General features: G+C 44.0%; 16 protein-coding genes. 11 read left to right on the forward strand and 5 right to left on the reverse strand.

Translation table 11 applies throughout. The annotated features are described in order from the left end of the window. The first annotated feature begins 11 nt into the window (after nucleotides 1–11). The 6 genes from ACEYCN_RS06420 to ACEYCN_RS06445 all read left to right on the forward strand — a co-directional run bounded on the left by ACEYCN_RS06420 (nucleotide 12) and on the right by ACEYCN_RS06445 (nucleotide 4,853). The gene (locus ACEYCN_RS06420) at nucleotides 12–542 is read left to right on the forward strand and encodes a response regulator transcription factor (RefSeq protein WP_373713465.1); all 531 of its coding nucleotides are present in this window, start codon (nucleotides 12–14) and stop codon (nucleotides 540–542) included. Beyond that, nucleotides 508–711, forward strand: coding sequence for a winged helix-turn-helix domain-containing protein (locus tag ACEYCN_RS06425; protein WP_373713466.1), 204 nt, complete (start codon nucleotides 508–510; stop codon nucleotides 709–711). Before ACEYCN_RS06420 ends, ACEYCN_RS06425 begins: the two co-directional genes overlap by 35 nt. Further along, on the forward strand, nucleotides 701–1,720 hold the full coding sequence (locus ACEYCN_RS06430) for a HAMP domain-containing sensor histidine kinase (RefSeq protein WP_044761539.1): 1,020 nt from the start codon (nucleotides 701–703) through the stop codon (nucleotides 1,718–1,720). The genes ACEYCN_RS06425 and ACEYCN_RS06430 overlap by 11 nt, the downstream gene beginning before the upstream one ends. 113 nt (nucleotides 1,721–1,833) lie before the next feature. Then, complete coding sequence (locus ACEYCN_RS06435; protein WP_314733854.1) at nucleotides 1,834–2,586, forward strand: ABC transporter ATP-binding protein; 753 nt, start codon at nucleotides 1,834–1,836, stop codon at nucleotides 2,584–2,586. Further along, nucleotides 2,573–4,477 carry an FtsX-like permease family protein gene (locus tag ACEYCN_RS06440; protein ID WP_373713467.1) on the forward strand — a complete coding sequence of 635 codons (1,905 nt, stop codon included), beginning with the start codon at nucleotides 2,573–2,575 and terminating at the stop codon, nucleotides 4,475–4,477. The genes ACEYCN_RS06435 and ACEYCN_RS06440 overlap by 14 nt, the downstream gene beginning before the upstream one ends. A 4-nt stretch (nucleotides 4,478–4,481) precedes the next feature. Next, nucleotides 4,482–4,853 (forward strand): hypothetical protein, encoded by a 372-nt coding sequence (locus tag ACEYCN_RS06445; RefSeq protein ID WP_024390393.1) that lies wholly within the window; start codon nucleotides 4,482–4,484, stop codon nucleotides 4,851–4,853. Nucleotides 4,854–5,914: 1,061 nt separating this feature from the next. On the opposite strand, the gene ACEYCN_RS06450 is transcribed toward ACEYCN_RS06445, so the two are convergent. Further along, a complete protein-coding gene (locus tag ACEYCN_RS06450; protein ID WP_373713497.1) occupies nucleotides 5,915–6,631 on the reverse strand; it encodes a DUF554 domain-containing protein in 717 nt (238 codons plus the stop codon). Between the two features lie 195 nt (nucleotides 6,632–6,826). Between ACEYCN_RS06450 and ACEYCN_RS06455 the strand changes: the two genes are divergently transcribed. Together ACEYCN_RS06455 and ACEYCN_RS06460 are read left to right on the forward strand one after the other, a co-directional pair. After that, nucleotides 6,827–7,276 (forward strand): pyridoxamine 5'-phosphate oxidase family protein, encoded by a 450-nt coding sequence (locus tag ACEYCN_RS06455; RefSeq protein WP_373713468.1) that lies wholly within the window; start codon nucleotides 6,827–6,829, stop codon nucleotides 7,274–7,276. A 110-nt stretch (nucleotides 7,277–7,386) separates the two neighbouring features. Continuing rightward, nucleotides 7,387–7,728 (forward strand): metal-sulfur cluster assembly factor, encoded by a 342-nt coding sequence (locus ACEYCN_RS06460; RefSeq protein ID WP_373713469.1) that lies wholly within the window; start codon nucleotides 7,387–7,389, stop codon nucleotides 7,726–7,728. 37 nt (nucleotides 7,729–7,765) lie between these two features. Here ACEYCN_RS06460 and ilvD read toward each other — a convergent pair whose 3' ends face one another. The 4 genes from ilvD to ACEYCN_RS06480 all read right to left on the reverse strand — a co-directional run bounded on the left by ilvD (nucleotide 7,766) and on the right by ACEYCN_RS06480 (nucleotide 11,981). After that, nucleotides 7,766–9,484, reverse strand: a complete 1,719-nt coding sequence (gene ilvD / locus ACEYCN_RS06465) for a dihydroxy-acid dehydratase (RefSeq protein WP_373713470.1) — start codon at nucleotides 9,482–9,484, stop codon at nucleotides 7,766–7,768. 137 nt (nucleotides 9,485–9,621) lie between these two features. Beyond that, nucleotides 9,622–9,909 carry a hypothetical protein gene (locus ACEYCN_RS06470; RefSeq protein WP_373713471.1) on the reverse strand — a complete coding sequence of 96 codons (288 nt, stop codon included), beginning with the start codon at nucleotides 9,907–9,909 and terminating at the stop codon, nucleotides 9,622–9,624. Between the two features lie 115 nt (nucleotides 9,910–10,024). Then, the gene (locus tag ACEYCN_RS06475) at nucleotides 10,025–10,942 is read right to left on the reverse strand and encodes a phosphodiester glycosidase family protein (protein WP_373713472.1); all 918 of its coding nucleotides are present in this window, start codon (nucleotides 10,940–10,942) and stop codon (nucleotides 10,025–10,027) included. Then, nucleotides 10,929–11,981: a glycosyltransferase gene (locus ACEYCN_RS06480; protein WP_373713473.1), complete on the reverse strand. Its 1,053-nt coding sequence runs from the start codon at nucleotides 11,979–11,981 to the stop codon at nucleotides 10,929–10,931. The genes ACEYCN_RS06475 and ACEYCN_RS06480 overlap by 14 nt, the downstream gene beginning before the upstream one ends. Before the next feature lie 240 nt (nucleotides 11,982–12,221). On the opposite strand from ACEYCN_RS06480, the gene ACEYCN_RS06485 reads away from it, so the two are divergent. The 3 genes from ACEYCN_RS06485 to ilvC all read left to right on the forward strand — a co-directional run bounded on the left by ACEYCN_RS06485 (nucleotide 12,222) and on the right by ilvC (nucleotide 15,556). After that, complete coding sequence (locus ACEYCN_RS06485) at nucleotides 12,222–13,925, forward strand: acetolactate synthase large subunit (protein ID WP_373713474.1); 1,704 nt, start codon at nucleotides 12,222–12,224, stop codon at nucleotides 13,923–13,925. Then, entirely contained in the window at nucleotides 13,918–14,394 is a 477-nt protein-coding gene (ilvN, locus tag ACEYCN_RS06490; protein WP_373713475.1) for an acetolactate synthase small subunit, read from the forward strand. The genes ACEYCN_RS06485 and ilvN overlap by 8 nt, the downstream gene beginning before the upstream one ends. Nucleotides 14,395–14,533: 139 nt before the next feature. Then, nucleotides 14,534–15,556: a ketol-acid reductoisomerase gene (gene ilvC / locus ACEYCN_RS06495; RefSeq protein ID WP_373713476.1), complete on the forward strand. Its 1,023-nt coding sequence runs from the start codon at nucleotides 14,534–14,536 to the stop codon at nucleotides 15,554–15,556. The last annotated feature ends 35 nt before the right edge of the window (nucleotides 15,557–15,591 follow it).

A 15,591-nucleotide genomic window follows, 5' to 3' on the forward strand; every position in this document is an offset into this window, starting at 1 on the left:
AGGAGATAAATATGGATTATAAAATTATGATTATAGAAGATGACCATGATATTGCCGGACTTCTCTCAGACCATTTACAACGGTTCGGTTTTTTAGTCTATTGCTGTAAAGATTTAAAAAATGTAATTGAGGAATTCAAGCTGGAAAATCCCCATCTGGTTTTGCTGGACATCAATCTTCCTGTCTATAACGGTTTCTATTGGTGTAATAAGATCAGAAGTATCAGTCCTTGTCCGATTATATTTCTTTCTGCCAGAAATACAGACTCCGATCAAGTTCATGCCATTATGAACGGAGGGGATGATTATATTACAAAGCCATTTTCTTTTGAAGTGGTCACAGCAAAAATTTCCGCCGTCCTCCGCCGCACATATGGAGAGTATTCAAGTTTCAACGCAGATGAATTACAATGTGAAGATTGTATTTTTTTCAAAAAGCAAATTAACATTGTCTTGTCATGGACATATGACGGAACTATCCAAAACAGAAGCAGGTGTGATCCGGGTGATGTTTCAGAATTATCCGAATATTGTAAGCCGTGAGGAACTGCTGAATGAAATTTGGGATGATGAGAGTTTTGTAGAAGAAAACACCTTGAATGTGACAATCAGCCGGATTCGCAAACGATTAGAGCGCATTGGCTCCACCCTTGCTGTTAAAACCGTCAGAGGCGTTGGTTATCGCATAGGAGATTCACGTCATGAAAAATAAAAAACTTGCAAAACATTTAAAATGTTTTGTTTTGGATCACCTATGGGTAATTCTTCTTTTTTTAGCAGCGCCGGTTTCCATTATGATTGTTTATTTGACTTTAATTAGTGGAAATCCCGGAGGAACATGGTGGTATTATGTATTTTTATCTCTGTTTATTTTATTGTGCTTCTTGCTTTACCGGCTATATTCCACATGGGATTTTTATGAAATCCTTTGTAATGAAAACAAGACCTTGGAGGATTTTCTAATCAGCGAACCCAAAGGCCGCGAGGAACAGCACTATCGGAAGTTAGTTGAGGAACAGCACAGGTTATATTTAAACCGGTTAGCTCGTATGGAGGACAAGCAAAAGCAGAGTAAGATCATGATTTATCGCTGGGTGCATCAATTAAAAATGCCTTTATCCGTGATCCGTCTGGTTTCAGAAAACAAAAAAGGCGATTCGGATTTTCGTAAAATAACACAATCAGCGGCGCAAATACAATATGATTTGGATCAGGTTTTGAATATGTATAAACTTGATGCAATAAAAAATGATTTTCATTCCGAAAAAGTGAATTTGCACAGTATGTGTAAAGATTGTATCAACGAGTTAAAAAGCTCATTTATTACAAAAGGAATTTTTCCAAAACTTGAGATTGCAGATGATTTGGTGGTGTACAGCGATTCCAAATGGCTTCGTTTCGTGTTGTACCAACTCTTAACCAATGCTATCAAATATAGTGATGAAGGAAAGAAAATTACCGTCCGTGCTGACAGATCAGAAGAATGTACTTCATTGAGTATCCAAGATGAAGGATGTGGCATTGATCCTCGTGACTTCAATCGAATTTTTGATTTGTTTTTTACGGGACAGAATGGACGCCTGCGCGGAGAATCAAGCGGATTGGGCTTGTATATGGTAAAACAAAGCCTGGATTATCTGGGACATACCATAATGGTGCAGTCAGAATTAGGAAAAGGAAGTACATTTACTATTTATTTTCATGCAAAAAGTGAAATATAGCATTTCGAGAAAGATTACAAAACTGTCATGTTCCGTAATCTTTCTCGATTTTTATTTTTTGAGATATCAGCTATACTAAATGCAGAACAATGAAGGAGGTTGTAAAGATGTCAATTTTAACAACAAAACATCTTGGTAAAGTATATGAGGGAAAAGTTCCATATACCGCTTTGAATGATATTAACTTTAGTATTGAAAAAGGAGAATTTGTCGCCATTATGGGACCATCCGGTAGTGGTAAAAGCACTCTTTTAAATGTGATTTCTACCATCGATCACCCTACCAGCGGCAGTGTCTGCATTGATAGTGAAGATCCCCACGAAATGAATGACGACCAACTGGCACATTTTAGACGGAATACCTTGGGCTTTGTATTTCAGGACTTCAATTTGGTGCATACTTTGACAGTGGGCGAAAATATCATGCTGCCGTTGACATTGGAAGGTGTTCCTGTTCCTGAGATTAAAAAGCGCACCGCGGAGGTTGCTGCACTTTTAGGAATTGAGCCTCTCCTTTCCAAACGCACTTTTGAAATATCCGGAGGGCAGGCACAGCGTACCGCGGTTGCCCGTGCCGTTGTAACCAATCCGTCTTTGCTTCTGGCAGACGAACCTACCGGAAATCTCGATTCCAAGGCTACGAAAGATGTTATGGAATTATTCCGGATGCTCAACGAAACGAAAAATGCCACTATCCTGATGGTAACGCACGATTCTTTTGTGGCGAGCTATTGCAAGCGCGTCCTGATTATCAAAGACGGACAGTTATACCAGGAAATTGTCTCCGATGGAAATCGAAGGACTTTTCAACAGGAGATTGTGGATGCTATGAGTCTTTTGGGAGGTGAACCGCATGACCTTATTTGACTTTGCCCGCAACAATATCAGCCGTGACAGAAGAAACTATATTTATTACTTCGTGAACTGCGTGTTTTCTGTATTTGTATTTTTCCTGTTCACAGTGCTGTTGTTTCACCCGGCCATGAGTATCATTGACCGAGACAGCACCATGGGGTTGATCCTTATAGTAGGCGAGCTTATTTCCATTGGATTTTCCGTTTGCTTTATTTCATACTCTGTGGGATGTTTTCTGAAGGCTCGAAGTCGCCAGTTCGGTTTGATCACTATTTTGGGCGCATCAAAAAAGCAGGTTAACAAACTTGTGTTTCTGGAAAACATGATTGTTGGATTTGCATCTATCGTAACGGGGATTTTGCTGGGATTTGTGTTTTCAAAATTCTTTTTGGACATTGCAAATAAAGTTATCGGCGTATCCGACTTTACTTTCTATTTCCCTGTTCAGGCAATCATTACTACTGTTATTGTCTTGGGAATTGTCTTTTTAGCGATTGCTTTTTTTACGCCAAGGCTGATTCGCAAGAAAGAGGTGGTACGTTTATTAAAAACCGAAGTAACCGGTGAAAAGCCACAGAAACTGTTACCCCTTCTTATTGTATTTTTAGTTTTATTTGGTTTTATGGTTTGGCTTTTTACAAGCGGGACACAGATGGCTAAACAGATTCAGGACAACAGTGTGACTGCTTTGGTGTTGGTTTTTACCATTATCACTGGAACTTATTTGATGTTTGCCTATGGAATGCGTATGGCCCTTGCCCTTTCAAAAAAAAGTCATGCAAGAGGACGTTTGCTTTATAGCAGCGATAAAAAAGCAAAACTGAGAGCAAATGCGCAGACAATGACAATTTCCGCTGTATTGTATGCCATTTCATTCTTTTCCATCATCCTCCTGTTTTCCATGTCGACAAATGTGAAAACAGAAACGGAGAAGATCATGCCCTATGCTATAAGTTATAATGCCTGGACAGAAAATGCAGATGTTGCCGGCGACGTGGCTGTGATTGAAAAGGAACTGCAAGACTTGCCCGGTTATCAAAAAGCTGTATTTAACCTTTGGTACAATAAGGCTAACCCAACCCGTTCTGCGATGATGTCTGCAAGTGATTACAACATCATAATGAAGTTTCTCGGTAGAGAAACAGTGACAGTTTCAGAAGACGGCGTTTTTCTCGTTGCTGGAAATGCAGGAGAAACCGTCAAAAAGATTCCGTCAGATATTCAGTCCTTTATGGATGAAAATCGTTTTGATCTGTCTGTAGAAGGATATACAGAAGCAACCATTATGCTGTCCGGTTTCACAACCAATGTTTGCATTGTAAATGATTCAGTTTTTGATGCTTTGAAGCCACAGATGGACAGCAAGACTATCACAGCATTTGTTTATGATAACTGGGAAATGAATAGTCATAGTCCCGAAGCGGTTGAAAACTCATTGAAAACCAGTATTGAAAACAGAGATGCAAATGTGATAACTGCGTACAGCTACTATCGCACCAGCCAGCTGCAGAACAATCTGACGTTATATATCGGCAGTATGCTGTGCTTCACGTTTATTCTTGCAGTTGCAAGCTTTATATACTCCAGACTATATTCGGAGTTGGATGCAGAATGCAAAAAGTACAAAGGAATTGTAAAAATCGGGTTGTCCAAGAAAGAGTTATCTTCTGCATTGCGCAAGGTAACATCCTTGATTTTGTTGGTTCCTTTCCTTGTTGCTCTGATTTACCTTTGGATTGGAATTTTTATTAGCGAACGATTTGCGATTGTTTCAAATATTCCGGTAGCTTTCTGGTGTACAGTTGTGCTGCTTGTATTGCAGACGGGAATTTACTTTGGGATCGATGCTTCCTATCGAAAAGCTGTTTTCCGTAAAGTGTATCAGGATTATGAAAGGAGTTAAAAGAATGAAGAGAATATTTAGCGTATTGTTTGCCGCAGTTGTGGTCTTATGTATGCTATCAGGATGTTCAATGAAAAATGAAACTTATTCTGACGAGGAAAAGCAAGTGATTAAAGCAGCAAATCAAATTATTTCCAGCGAGTACGATGTAACGTTTGATGAAGGCGATTTTTCCTATAGTGTAGGTAAACAAATCAAGGAAAATGAATTTGTATCACTTGATTCCGAAGAAAAACAGCAGGAAACTTTTGAAAATATTGTAAGTGTTTCTGCACTTAAAACCAGTCTCCATGAAAAAGGCGAAGTATATGCCTATTCTGTGATTTTCAACTCTCAGACAAAGGAGATTGTGAGTATTAGCGTGAATGTTGAGTAACAGTGATAAGATATGGTGATTCATGATGCCATCCCTTTGGCCACGGAATCAGCAAACAACAACTGCTCGGAACTCAAAAGTGAGTTTAGCTTTTATAAATTGTAACGTATGGATACCTGACATGCAAATAAAATAAATTTAGAATCCGTAAAAAAGTGACTTTGTAAAAGAATACTTTTCTGATGTTAATAAACTTCTAGATGCTATAAAGAAAGTACATAGTATTAAAAAATCATCAATTCCAAATGATTTTCGAACACTTTATGATTTATTAAAAGATAAATTTAAACAATAGTTAACAACTCTAAATTGCTGGTGACTGGAAAAGCTGTTAATGAGAGTTTACCTATTCTATATATTAGAGGAAAGTTTGGTGATAGGCGTAACATGTTTTTATTGCAGGCGGGACATAAAATTTCTGATTTTTCCGAATTTGAGGATTCTTCAAATTATATGAGGCCTAGGTTAGTATTAGGCCAATCTCTAATCCAATATAAAGAAGATGACTACTTTTACAGAAGTTAGCATGATTAGAGTTAACTAGTATAAAAAGAAAGAGGTCAATCAAATTGAAAGTTGGTGACAATTTTGAATTAAAGATTTTGCATTTTCTTTTGTAAAATCAAAGTAAAAACCACCTCAAATGAAGTGGTTGACTAGTCTATTTTATGGTGTTAATTGGTGTCAATTTTATCCAAATCAGTGGATTTTAGTCCATTTTCATGGAAGTTTCATTTTTGTAAATGTTGATATAACGGGATTTGTAAGGGTTAAGAATTCTTTGTTTTCAATAGCGAAATTCTCAAAACGTTAATCAATACGATTATATCAACGTTTCAAAGCACTCAAGAGTTTCCCTCATGGGTGCTTTTTTCGTGATTATTAAAGAAAAAATTTTGCTAAGTTGAAATACGGCATTGCTCTACATCCTTCCGCAAATCACCAACTATCCTTCCCATCATTATCCATCCTTCCGAGTGTGCAACATTAAATAGGATTTCAATCTTCTGCCTTCTCCCTACCAAAAACTCCCCCACTTTCATTGGTAGGGGAGTTTGTTCTTACAGCAGGGGCAGGATGATATTGGCCCAGAGCCAGCTGAGGGGCATGACCAGGACCATGGCTGGGATCATGTCGGCGGTGGGGAACATCTTGAGCTGGAGCATGCGAAAGCCGGTTGCCAGCATGATGAAGCCGCCACAGGCCTTGAAGTCTGCGATCATTTCAGGGCTGGTCAGGGGAACGATAAAGCCTGCCAAATAAAAGAGGGCGGAAAAGATGATGAATTGGGGCAGGGCGATAGCGGAGACCACATAGCCGAGATTGCAGGCAAAGATGGCCGCGGTGAAAAAGTCGAGGATAGACTTTGAAATGAGGATGGTGGCATCACCGGTCATCCCTGCATCCAAACTCCCATAGATACCGGTACCGCTGGCACAAAAGAGGACGATGACGGTTAGGAGGCTGGACAAAAAATCTTCCTGAGATGGACCAGTATTGGGGACTGGAAACCTTTTTGCCAAATGACTGGCAGCCTGATTGACCCAATCGCCAAAGTGGAGACCTAGACCGACCAGGGTTCCTACAATCAGTGAAAAAATAACGGCCGGCAGATAGGTCATCAGCCCGATAGCCGCAATCCCCATCCCCATGGCACAAAGGCCAAAGATGAGATTGAGCTGTTGCTTGACTTGTTCTGACAAAGTATGGCCAAAGAGTCCTCCGGCCAGCCCGCCCAAAAGAATAGAAAGTGAGTTGATGATGACCCCTGTTGGCATACGCGCCTCCTGTTTCTTGTCTTTGCTCCCTATTTTACCACAGAGAATGGGGGAAAGAAAGGATGACTTGACCCCTCGGCTAAAAATGAGGGGAAAAATCAGCAGGCCAGTCATGGTCCTCTTCTTTTCCTCTTAACATCCTCGCATATTTTTGTTATACTAGAGGAAAGAGAAAACCCTTTCAGGAGGTGGCTTATGGAAATCAAAGATGTAATGAAATTATTGGAGGAAATGAAGGTTGGTGTCTTTGCGACGGTGGACTCGGATGGCAATCCCCATGCCCGTCATGCCCACATTACGGCGGCAAATGAAGAAGGGATTTTCTTCATGACTAGTCCAGATACCCATTTTTATGGGCAGCTGATGAGGGATAAACGAATTGCCTTGACGGCCATGTCAGAGGAGGCTTATTTGATTCAGGTTGTTCGAATCGAAGGCTTGGCTCGGCCGGTGGAGAGGGATTATTTGAAAAAGGTTTTTGCGGATAATCCCTACTATGAACATATCTATCAGTCTGTGGACAGCGACAGCATGCAGGTTTTCCAGATTTATGAAGGAAGAGGCTTTTACCACAGCCTAACCCAGGGCCACAAATATGTTTTCCCTATCGGGGCGGGCCAAGAGGCGACTGTCAGAAGTATTTAGCTATGATGGCCTTGAAAAGCTGAGGAAAGTCAGGTAGATTTTTCATTTTTGTGGTACAATATTCTCCATAGGATTGACCCAAAACAAATCGTAACTGGAGAAGAGAGCAAATGAGAGAAGACATCAAAATCAATGACCGGGCCGCAGCCTTATCAGATCAGCTGGTTGCTGTCTTGGAATCGGTCTATGACCCAGAGATTGAGCTAGATATTTATAATTTAGGTTTGGTCTATGAGATTAACCTGGACGACCAAGGGTTCTGTACGGTGGTCATGACCTTTACCGATGCTGGCTGTTCCTGCGCGGACACGCTTCCGGTGGACTTGGTCGCAGCCCTTAAGACCATCGAAGGTATTTCGGATGCCAAGGTCGAAGTGGTCTGGTCTCCCGTTTGGAAGATGACTCGTATCAGCCGTGTCGGTCGGATTACATTGGGTATTAGCCCTAGATAAAAAGGTAGCAATCGGGGATTGCTACCTTTTTTGGTGATTATTTTTTCTTTCCGCTTCGGTCCATGTTCCAGAAGTCGGTCACGGCACCCTTGGATGCTGAGGATACGGTGTGGGCATATTTACCTAGGACTCCACGGTTGTATAGCGGTGGAATCACTGTTTCAGCCTTACGGCGTTCGATTTCCTCATCCGAAACATGCATGGTGATTTCCTTGGTATCTTGGTCAACAGTGACCTGATCGCCAGTGCGCAGGTAGGCGATTGGTCCGCCATCCTGGGCTTCAGGGGCGATATGGCCAACGACCAGACCATAGGTTCCGCCTGAGAAGCGGCCGTCTGTCAGGAGGGCTACCTTGTCGCCCTGGCCCTTACCGACAATCATAGAGGAGAGGGAGAGCATTTCAGGCATACCTGGACCACCCTTTGGTCCGACATAGCGAACTACGACCACATCGCCATCCACGATTTCATCGGTCAAGACAGCTTCGATGGCTTCTTCTTCAGAATCAAAGACCTTAGCTGGTCCAGTATGGTTGCGGACCTTCACACCTGAAACCTTGGCCACGGCACCTTCGGGAGCCAAATTCCCTTTGAGGATAATGAGGGGACCATCTGCCCGTTTTGGATTTTCCAGGGGCATGATGACCTTTTGGCCAGGGGTCAAATCAGCAAAGGCTTCCAAGTTTTCAGCCACGGTTTTTCCTGTACAGGTCATGCGGTCACCGTGCAGGAAGCCGTTTGCCAGAAGGTATTTCATAACAGCTGGCACGCCGCCGACCTCGTAAAGGTCCTGGAAGACATATTGGCCGGATGGTTTTAAGTCCGCCAAGTGGGGAACCCGTTCTTGGAAGTCATTGAAGTCTTCCAGAGTCAGATCCACATTAGCTGCATGGGCAATGGCTAGAAGGTGGAGAGTAGCATTGGTAGAACCACCAAGTACCATAGTGACGGTAATGGCATCTTCAAAAGCTTCACGGGTCAAAATATCAGATGGTTTAAGTCCCATTTTCAACATATTGACAACAGCGCGCCCAGCTTCCTCGATATCTGCTCTTTTCTCAGGAGATTCAGCAGGATGAGAGGAAGAACCTGGCAAACTCATACCAAGCACCTCGATAGCAGTAGCCATGGTGTTGGCTGTATACATACCGCCGCATCCGCCAGGTCCAGGGCAGGCATTGCATTCGATGGCACGAACTTCTTCTTCTGTCAAATCGCCATTATTCCACTTACCGATACCCTCAAAGACAGAGACCAAGTCGATATTTTTTCCATTCAAGTTGCCTGGGGCAATGGTTCCACCATAAGCAAAAATGGCTGGAATATCCATATTGGCGATAGCAATCATGGAGCCGGGCATATTTTTATCACAGCCCCCGATGGCCACGAAGGCATCGACATTGTGGCCGCCCATGGCTGCTTCAATGGAGTCTGCGATGATATCACGAGAGGTCAGAGAGAAGCGCATCCCTTGGGTTCCCATGGCAATACCGTCCGCAACCGTGATGGTTCCATACTGGACAGGCCAAGCTCCAGCCTCCTTGACTCCTTCTTTTGCAATTTTTCCAAAATCATGGAGGTGCATATTACAGGGAGTATTTTCAGCCCAAGTCGAAATAACACCGACAATGGGTTGTTCGAAATGTTCATCTTTCATGCCTGTGGCACGGAGCATAGCGCGGTTGGGGGATTTGACCATGCTGTCGTAGACATTAGAGCGGTGTCTGAGGCTCTTGAGTGTTTCTTGTTCCGTCATGTCTGAGTTCCTTTCTGAGTATAAAAGTCTAGTTCTTCCTATATTATAGCACAAATCGACAGGAGGGAAAGGGATTGAATTAAATAATTAGTAACTTCTGAATTTTCTGTCAAAAAAAGACAGTAAAAAAGTCAGGATTAAACCCTGACCATTTTATCTGTTGGCTTTTTTGAGCGAAAGAGGGAGAGGCCGATGCTGACTAAGGCTAGGCCTAGGAAACCTGCTCCAATCACCCAGTAGGGCCAATCTAATGTAGTAGAGCGACCAGAGAGGTTGATGATGCCTCGAAGGAGGAAGCCAGCTGTCAGGACAGCCACCCCTGAGTTCCAGAGGTTAAAGCTGAGTCTGGAAAGAGTGGGCTGGAGGTAGAGGAGACCGACTAGGAGACCACCTCCGATGAGGGGTACTAGCGAGAGTGTGTTCATGAAAATGGAGACTTCTCCGTAGCTGAGGCTGACATAGACCCGAGAGAAGATGAAGAGAAAAATGGAAAGTATGAGATAAACCGTAGCTGTTTTTCCAAGACGACTGAATCTTTTTTTAGTAACCGATGTAGACAATATCGCTCACCGCCCTTTCTGAGATAGTGTTTCCGTTTGTTGTTGGATTGTTAATGACTTGACCGTTGAAGTAGAGGGTTGAAGAACCACCGCCATCCAGGTTGTAGGCTGTTGTTGCCCCGTATTGCTGCATGACTTCGGCCAGTTGATAGAGGGTCAGGCCTTCACTTTCATCTGTCCGACCGTCTGATACGACGATAATATAGTGGTTTTCGTCAATAATACCGATGGCAGTTCGTGGGTTGGAGGACATGGCCCGGCCAACTTCGGTGCTGGTATCGACAACGATTTCCCCATTTTCAACCAGAGTAGGACCGAAGGCCAGCAGGTTGACAACGCCCTGGTCAATCAATTCTTGGGCGGTCACTTCATTTTCGTAGATGACCTCGAAAGATCCATCTGAATAGATGGCTAAGTCACCATAAGATGCATTGTCCCGTACGGTATCACGGTAGAGGACTCCGTTTTTGATGACATAACCGGTGGAGTTAGCCCCATAGTAGTCCCCGTTGACAGCTAGGATGGCATTGTTGGCAGCAGCTGTTTCAGATGTTTTTGCCGTTACGTTGGTACCATAGGTGTTTTGAGCAAGAGCCGTTTTCAGATATTCTGCCGAGCTAACCTGCACATCTGCCACATAGACGGTGGTATTGTTGGTAGTGATGGTTTCGATGGACACCTGAATGTTTTCATCTGAGTAGGAGGTCTCTGTTTGAACGGCAGACGCTGCGGCAGCAGCTTCTGATTCAGTGACTTCAGAAGTCGTCGTTTCGGTGGCTGCCACTGTAGTGATGGCTTCCGATAAGACGAATGTTTTAAGCATGGAGTAGCTAAAGCCACCCGCCAGTAAGCAGCCGAAGGTCACGGCATAAACATAGGGTTTTTTAATAAATTTCATGGGAAAATGTTTTCCTTTCTTGGAAGATGAAGTGTTTTTGGATAAACCAGGATACGAAGAAGAGGAGGGTTCCAACCAGAATCTTGACCAGATAGAAGTTGATTCCTAATAAACTGTGAAGGAAGTATTGAAGGGCTGTATCGCCAATAAAGAGGAGGACCACTAGACTGAAATAGCCCGTTCCTGTTCGGGTGACAGAATCGTGGTTGTCAAAGACCAGGCTCTTGTTCATCTTAAAGTTGCAGACAGAGCTGGTGATTCGTCCCAAGCAATTGGCCAAGAGGAGGCGGATGGTGGTTGGAGCCCAGGAGAAGGACAAGAGCACCATGGCATAGACCAGATAGTCAATAACAAATCCGCCGAAGGAAGCAAGGGCAAATTTGAAGAGATTTTTATAAATCATCAAACTATCTCGGATGGGACGAAAATGGGAACTAGCATTGTCATCTATATAGATAGTTTCGATAGGAACTTCTGTAATCAGGTATTTTTGGCTGGCCTGGGTCAGCATGTTCATTTCATACTCATAGCGATCCCCTTCGACTCCTAGCATAAAGGGAATCATCTGAGTTTGAAAGGCTCGTAGCCCCGTCTGAGTATCGCTGACAGCCACCCCAGTTTGGAGTTTAAAGAGAAGACGGGTTAATTTATTGCCAAAACGACTTCGAAGTGGGATATCCTTGGTAAACTGACGGACTCCTAATATCAGGCGGTTAGGGAGATGGGCAGCCGCATGGGCGACACGGTCGATGTCACGAGCAGAGTGTTGGCCATCCGCATCCGCCGTGACGATGACGGCATCTCTGTCCAAGGATTGAACATAGCGGAAGGCAGTACGGAGGGCCTGCCCCTTCCCCATGTTTTTAGGATGGTTTAAAATAGTGGCTAGCTGGCTGGCTTCTTTAAAAATAGGCTTGGTGTGAAGGGAGCTACCATCATTGACAAGGATGACCTGACAATGCAACTGTTGCCGAACATCTTCCAAAAGGGCAAGTAACTTTTGGTCGGGTTCAAAGGCTGGAATAATTAAATAGTACATAGATAAACCTCTTTCTCTTTTGATGATACATCCACTATAGCGGGCTTTTCTAAAAGGAAACTAAAAAAATTAGGATCAAATCTTTCCTTTAAGGAGCGTTTAAGTTTTGCAAAAGTAGGAATTTTCTGAAAATTCGGTTGACTTTCTTTGGTTTTATGATATGATAGTAGGTACATACAAAAAATCTGTGACTTCTTATATTTGTGTGATAAGATAGTAGGAAAGAGAGGAGGAATCTCGTTGCAACAGATACAACTAGACACAGCTCGTTCAGGGTCCTATTTGATTCTGGATACCCTCGCCCAGCTGGGTGTTGAAACCATTTTTGGTTATCCTGGTGGCGCCGTCTTGCCACTTTATGAAGCCATTTACCATTATAAAGATATCCGCCATATCTTGGCTCGCCATGAACAAGGTGCTATCCATGGTGCTGAAGGCTATGCTAAGTCAACTGGCCGTATCGGCGTCGCAGTTGTCACCAGCGGTCCAGGAGCCACCAATGCCATTACTGGTATAGCAGATGCCATGGGTGATAGTGTGCCCCTGTTGGTATTCTCAGGTCAGGTAGCAACTCCTGGTATCGGAAAAGATGCCTTCCAGGAAGCGGATATCATCGGGATTACAACTCCAATCACTAAATACAACTATCAAATCCGCCATACCGAGGACATTCCTCGCATCATCACAGAAGCCATTCATATCGCGACTACTGGTCGCCCGGGACCAGTGGTGATTGATGTGCCTAAGGATGTTCAGGAAAAAATCATCGAAGCATACAATGACCCTGCTGTTCATCTTCCGAGCTATCAGCCGACCATTGAACCAAATGGCATGCAGGTCAAGAAGATTTTGAAGCAGCTGAGTCAGTCTAAGAGGCCAGTCCTTCTGACAGGGGGAGGGGTCAATTATGCGGATGCTACTAAGGAATTGGTGGCTTTTGCCGAACGTTACCAGCTTCCAGTAGTCTCCACTCTGCTGGGTCTGGGAACCATCCCGATTCACCACGAGCTTTCACTGGGTATGGGCGGAATGCATGGCTCTTATGCTTCTAATATGGCCTTGACCGAAGCTGACTTTATCCTCAATATTGGGGCCCGCTTTGATGACCGTCTAACAGGTCGGGTCAATAGTTTTGCGATCAATGCAACTGTTGCCCACATTGATGTCGATCCTGCTGAGATTGGCAAGGTGGTCAAAACAGCAATCCCAGTTGTAGGAGATGCCAAGAAGACTCTGGAAATGTTGCTTCGCTATGATAAGGTCGAAACAGACTATGCAGATTGGACAGCTCAGGTCTTGGAAAACAAACGACGGGCACCCTTTGGTTACGATCCAGATGAGACATTTGTTAAACCACAGGAAGTCATCGAAATTATCGGGGAATTGACAGAAGGTGAAGCCATCGTCATTACAGATGTCGGCCAGCACCAGATGTGGACAGCCCAGTACTATCCCTTCAAAAATGGCCGCCAGTTGATTACTTCAGGCGGCATGGGGACCATGGGCTTTGGGATCCCAGCAGCGATTGGTGCCAAGCTGGCCAATCCTGATAAGGAGGTTGTCCTCTTCGTTGGGGATGGCGGCTTCCAGATGACCAACCAAGAGTTGGCTATCCTCAATGGTTATGGGGTACCAATCAAGGTTGTCCTCCTCAATAACCACTCGCTGGGTATGGTTCGCCAATGGCAGGAATCCTTCTATGATGAGCATCGAAGTCATTCTACCTTTGATGACGAGCCAAACTTCCAGCTCCTGGCAGAAGCCTATGCTATCGATCATTACTACTTTGACAAACCTGCCACCATTAAGGAAGATCTCAAGGTCATTCTGGAAAACAAACCCATGTTAATTGAGGTATCTATTTCCAATCGCGAGCATGTCCTTCCGATGGTTCCAGCCGGCAAGGCCAATCATGAAATGTTGGGGGTGAAGTTCAATGCGTAGAATGTTAACAGCTAAATTACGGGATTCATCCGGGGTTCTCAACCGCTTTACAGGCGTCCTCTCTCGTCGTCAGGTCAATATCAATTCCATCTCGGTCGGACCGACTGAAGTCAAAGGAATCTCACGAGTGACCGTCATCATTGAGGTGGAGAATCTTGATGAGGTAGACTTGATTACCAAACAGCTCAACCGCCTGGTTGATGTTGTACGGGTCAAGGACATCACAGACATCCCTCACCTAGAGAGGGAAGTACTCCTGGTCAAAATTGCAGCACCAGCTAGCAAGCGAGCTGAAATCCTGGCTATTATTCAACCCTTCCGTGCCAGCGTCGTTGACGTGGCCCCCCATTCCATCACCATTCAAATCACTGGTGATGCCAACAAAATCGAAGCCCTGCTCCGGGTCGTCCAGCCTTATGGCATCAAAAATTTGGCCAGGACAGGAGCAACTGGTTTCAGTCGTGACTGATCCTCTTCGAAAATGAACCCTAACCTTCGTTGACTTGACTCTTTAAACGCTAGTTTTAACTTGGTCATCGTCGCCTAGTCTGGTGTCCATTATCTTTGAGTATCTACAAAAATAAAAATATAGAAAAGAGACATAAAAAATGGCAGTTAAAATGCAATATGAAGCAGATGTAAAAGTTCCAGCCCTTGATGGCAAAAAAATCGCCGTAGTTGGTTACGGCTCACAGGGTCATGCCCATGCCCAAAACCTGCGTGACACTGGTCACGATGTTATCATCGGTGTGCGTGCTGGTAAGTCTTTTGACAAGGCTAAGGAAGATGGTTTTGATACTTATGAAGTAGCAGAAGCAGCAAAATTGGCGGATGTCATCATGGTCTTGGCTCCAGACGAAATCCAAGCGGACCTTTACAATGAAGAAATTGCGCCAAACTTGGAAGCAGGCAATGCCCTTGGTTTTGCCCATGGTTTCAATGTTCACTTTGAATTTATCAAGGTGCCAGCAGATGTGGATGTCTTCATGTGTGCTCCAAAAGGACCTGGTCACTTGGTGCGTCGTACCTTTGAAGAAGGCTTTGGTGTTCCAGCCCTCTATGCTGTTTACCAAGACGCAACTGGCAATGCAAAACACATCGCCATGGACTGGGCAAAGGGTGTTGGTTCTGCCCGTGTCGGTCTCTTGGAAACAACCTTTAAGGAAGAAACAGAAGAAGATCTCTTCGGTGAACAGGCTGTTCTCTGTGGTGGTTTGACTGCCTTGATGGAAGCTGGTTTTGAAGTCTTGACCGAAGCAGGTTATGCACCAGAATTGGCTTACTTTGAAGTCCTTCATGAAATGAAACTGATCGTTGACCTGGTCTACGAGGGTGGTTTCAAGAAGATGCGTCAATCTATCTCAAACACAGCTGAGTACGGCGATTATGTATCTGGTCCACGTGTCATCACTGATCAAGTGAAGGAAAACATGAAGGCTGTTCTTGCTGACATCCAGTCTGGTAAATTCGCTAACGACTTTGTTAATGACTACAAGGCTGGTCGTCCGAAGATGCAAGCCTACCGCGATGCGGCTGCTGACCTTGAAATTGAAAAGGTTGGAGCAGAATTGCGTAAGGCCATGCCGTTTGTTGGCCGTAATGATGATGACGCCTTCAAGATTTACAACTAATCAAATTTGAACAAAAACGGGAAAACCCCGTTTTT

Origin of the sequence: Streptococcus sp. (assembly GCF_041802885.1) — a bacterium.
Taxonomy (GTDB): Bacteria; Bacillota; Bacilli; order Lactobacillales; family Streptococcaceae; genus Streptococcus.

What these genes read in the sequence shown, in the direction of transcription:
- ACEYCN_RS06420 (WP_373713465.1), top strand. Translation starts at nt 12, where the DNA reads ATGGATTATAAAATTATGATTATAGAAGATGACCATGATATTGCCGGA.
- ACEYCN_RS06425 (WP_373713466.1), top strand. Translation starts at nt 508, where the DNA reads ATGTTTCAGAATTATCCGAATATTGTAAGCCGTGAGGAACTGCTGAAT.
- ACEYCN_RS06430 (WP_044761539.1), top strand. Translation starts at nt 701, where the DNA reads ATGAAAAATAAAAAACTTGCAAAACATTTAAAATGTTTTGTTTTGGAT.
- ACEYCN_RS06440 (WP_373713467.1), top strand. Translation starts at nt 2,573, where the DNA reads ATGACCTTATTTGACTTTGCCCGCAACAATATCAGCCGTGACAGAAGA.
- ACEYCN_RS06445 (WP_024390393.1), top strand. Translation starts at nt 4,482, where the DNA reads ATGAAGAGAATATTTAGCGTATTGTTTGCCGCAGTTGTGGTCTTATGT.
- ACEYCN_RS06450 (WP_373713497.1), bottom strand. Translation starts at nt 6,631, where the DNA reads ATGCCAACAGGGGTCATCATCAACTCACTTTCTATTCTTTTGGGCGGG.
- ACEYCN_RS06455 (WP_373713468.1), top strand. Translation starts at nt 6,827, where the DNA reads ATGGAAATCAAAGATGTAATGAAATTATTGGAGGAAATGAAGGTTGGT.
- ACEYCN_RS06460 (WP_373713469.1), top strand. Translation starts at nt 7,387, where the DNA reads ATGAGAGAAGACATCAAAATCAATGACCGGGCCGCAGCCTTATCAGAT.
- ilvD (WP_373713470.1), bottom strand. Translation starts at nt 9,484, where the DNA reads ATGACGGAACAAGAAACACTCAAGAGCCTCAGACACCGCTCTAATGTC.
- ACEYCN_RS06470 (WP_373713471.1), bottom strand. Translation starts at nt 9,909, where the DNA reads ATGAACACACTCTCGCTAGTACCCCTCATCGGAGGTGGTCTCCTAGTC.
- ACEYCN_RS06475 (WP_373713472.1), bottom strand. Translation starts at nt 10,942, where the DNA reads ATGAAATTTATTAAAAAACCCTATGTTTATGCCGTGACCTTCGGCTGC.
- ACEYCN_RS06480 (WP_373713473.1), bottom strand. Translation starts at nt 11,981, where the DNA reads ATGTACTATTTAATTATTCCAGCCTTTGAACCCGACCAAAAGTTACTT.
- ilvN (WP_373713475.1), top strand. Translation starts at nt 13,918, where the DNA reads ATGCGTAGAATGTTAACAGCTAAATTACGGGATTCATCCGGGGTTCTC.
- ilvC (WP_373713476.1), top strand. Translation starts at nt 14,534, where the DNA reads ATGGCAGTTAAAATGCAATATGAAGCAGATGTAAAAGTTCCAGCCCTT.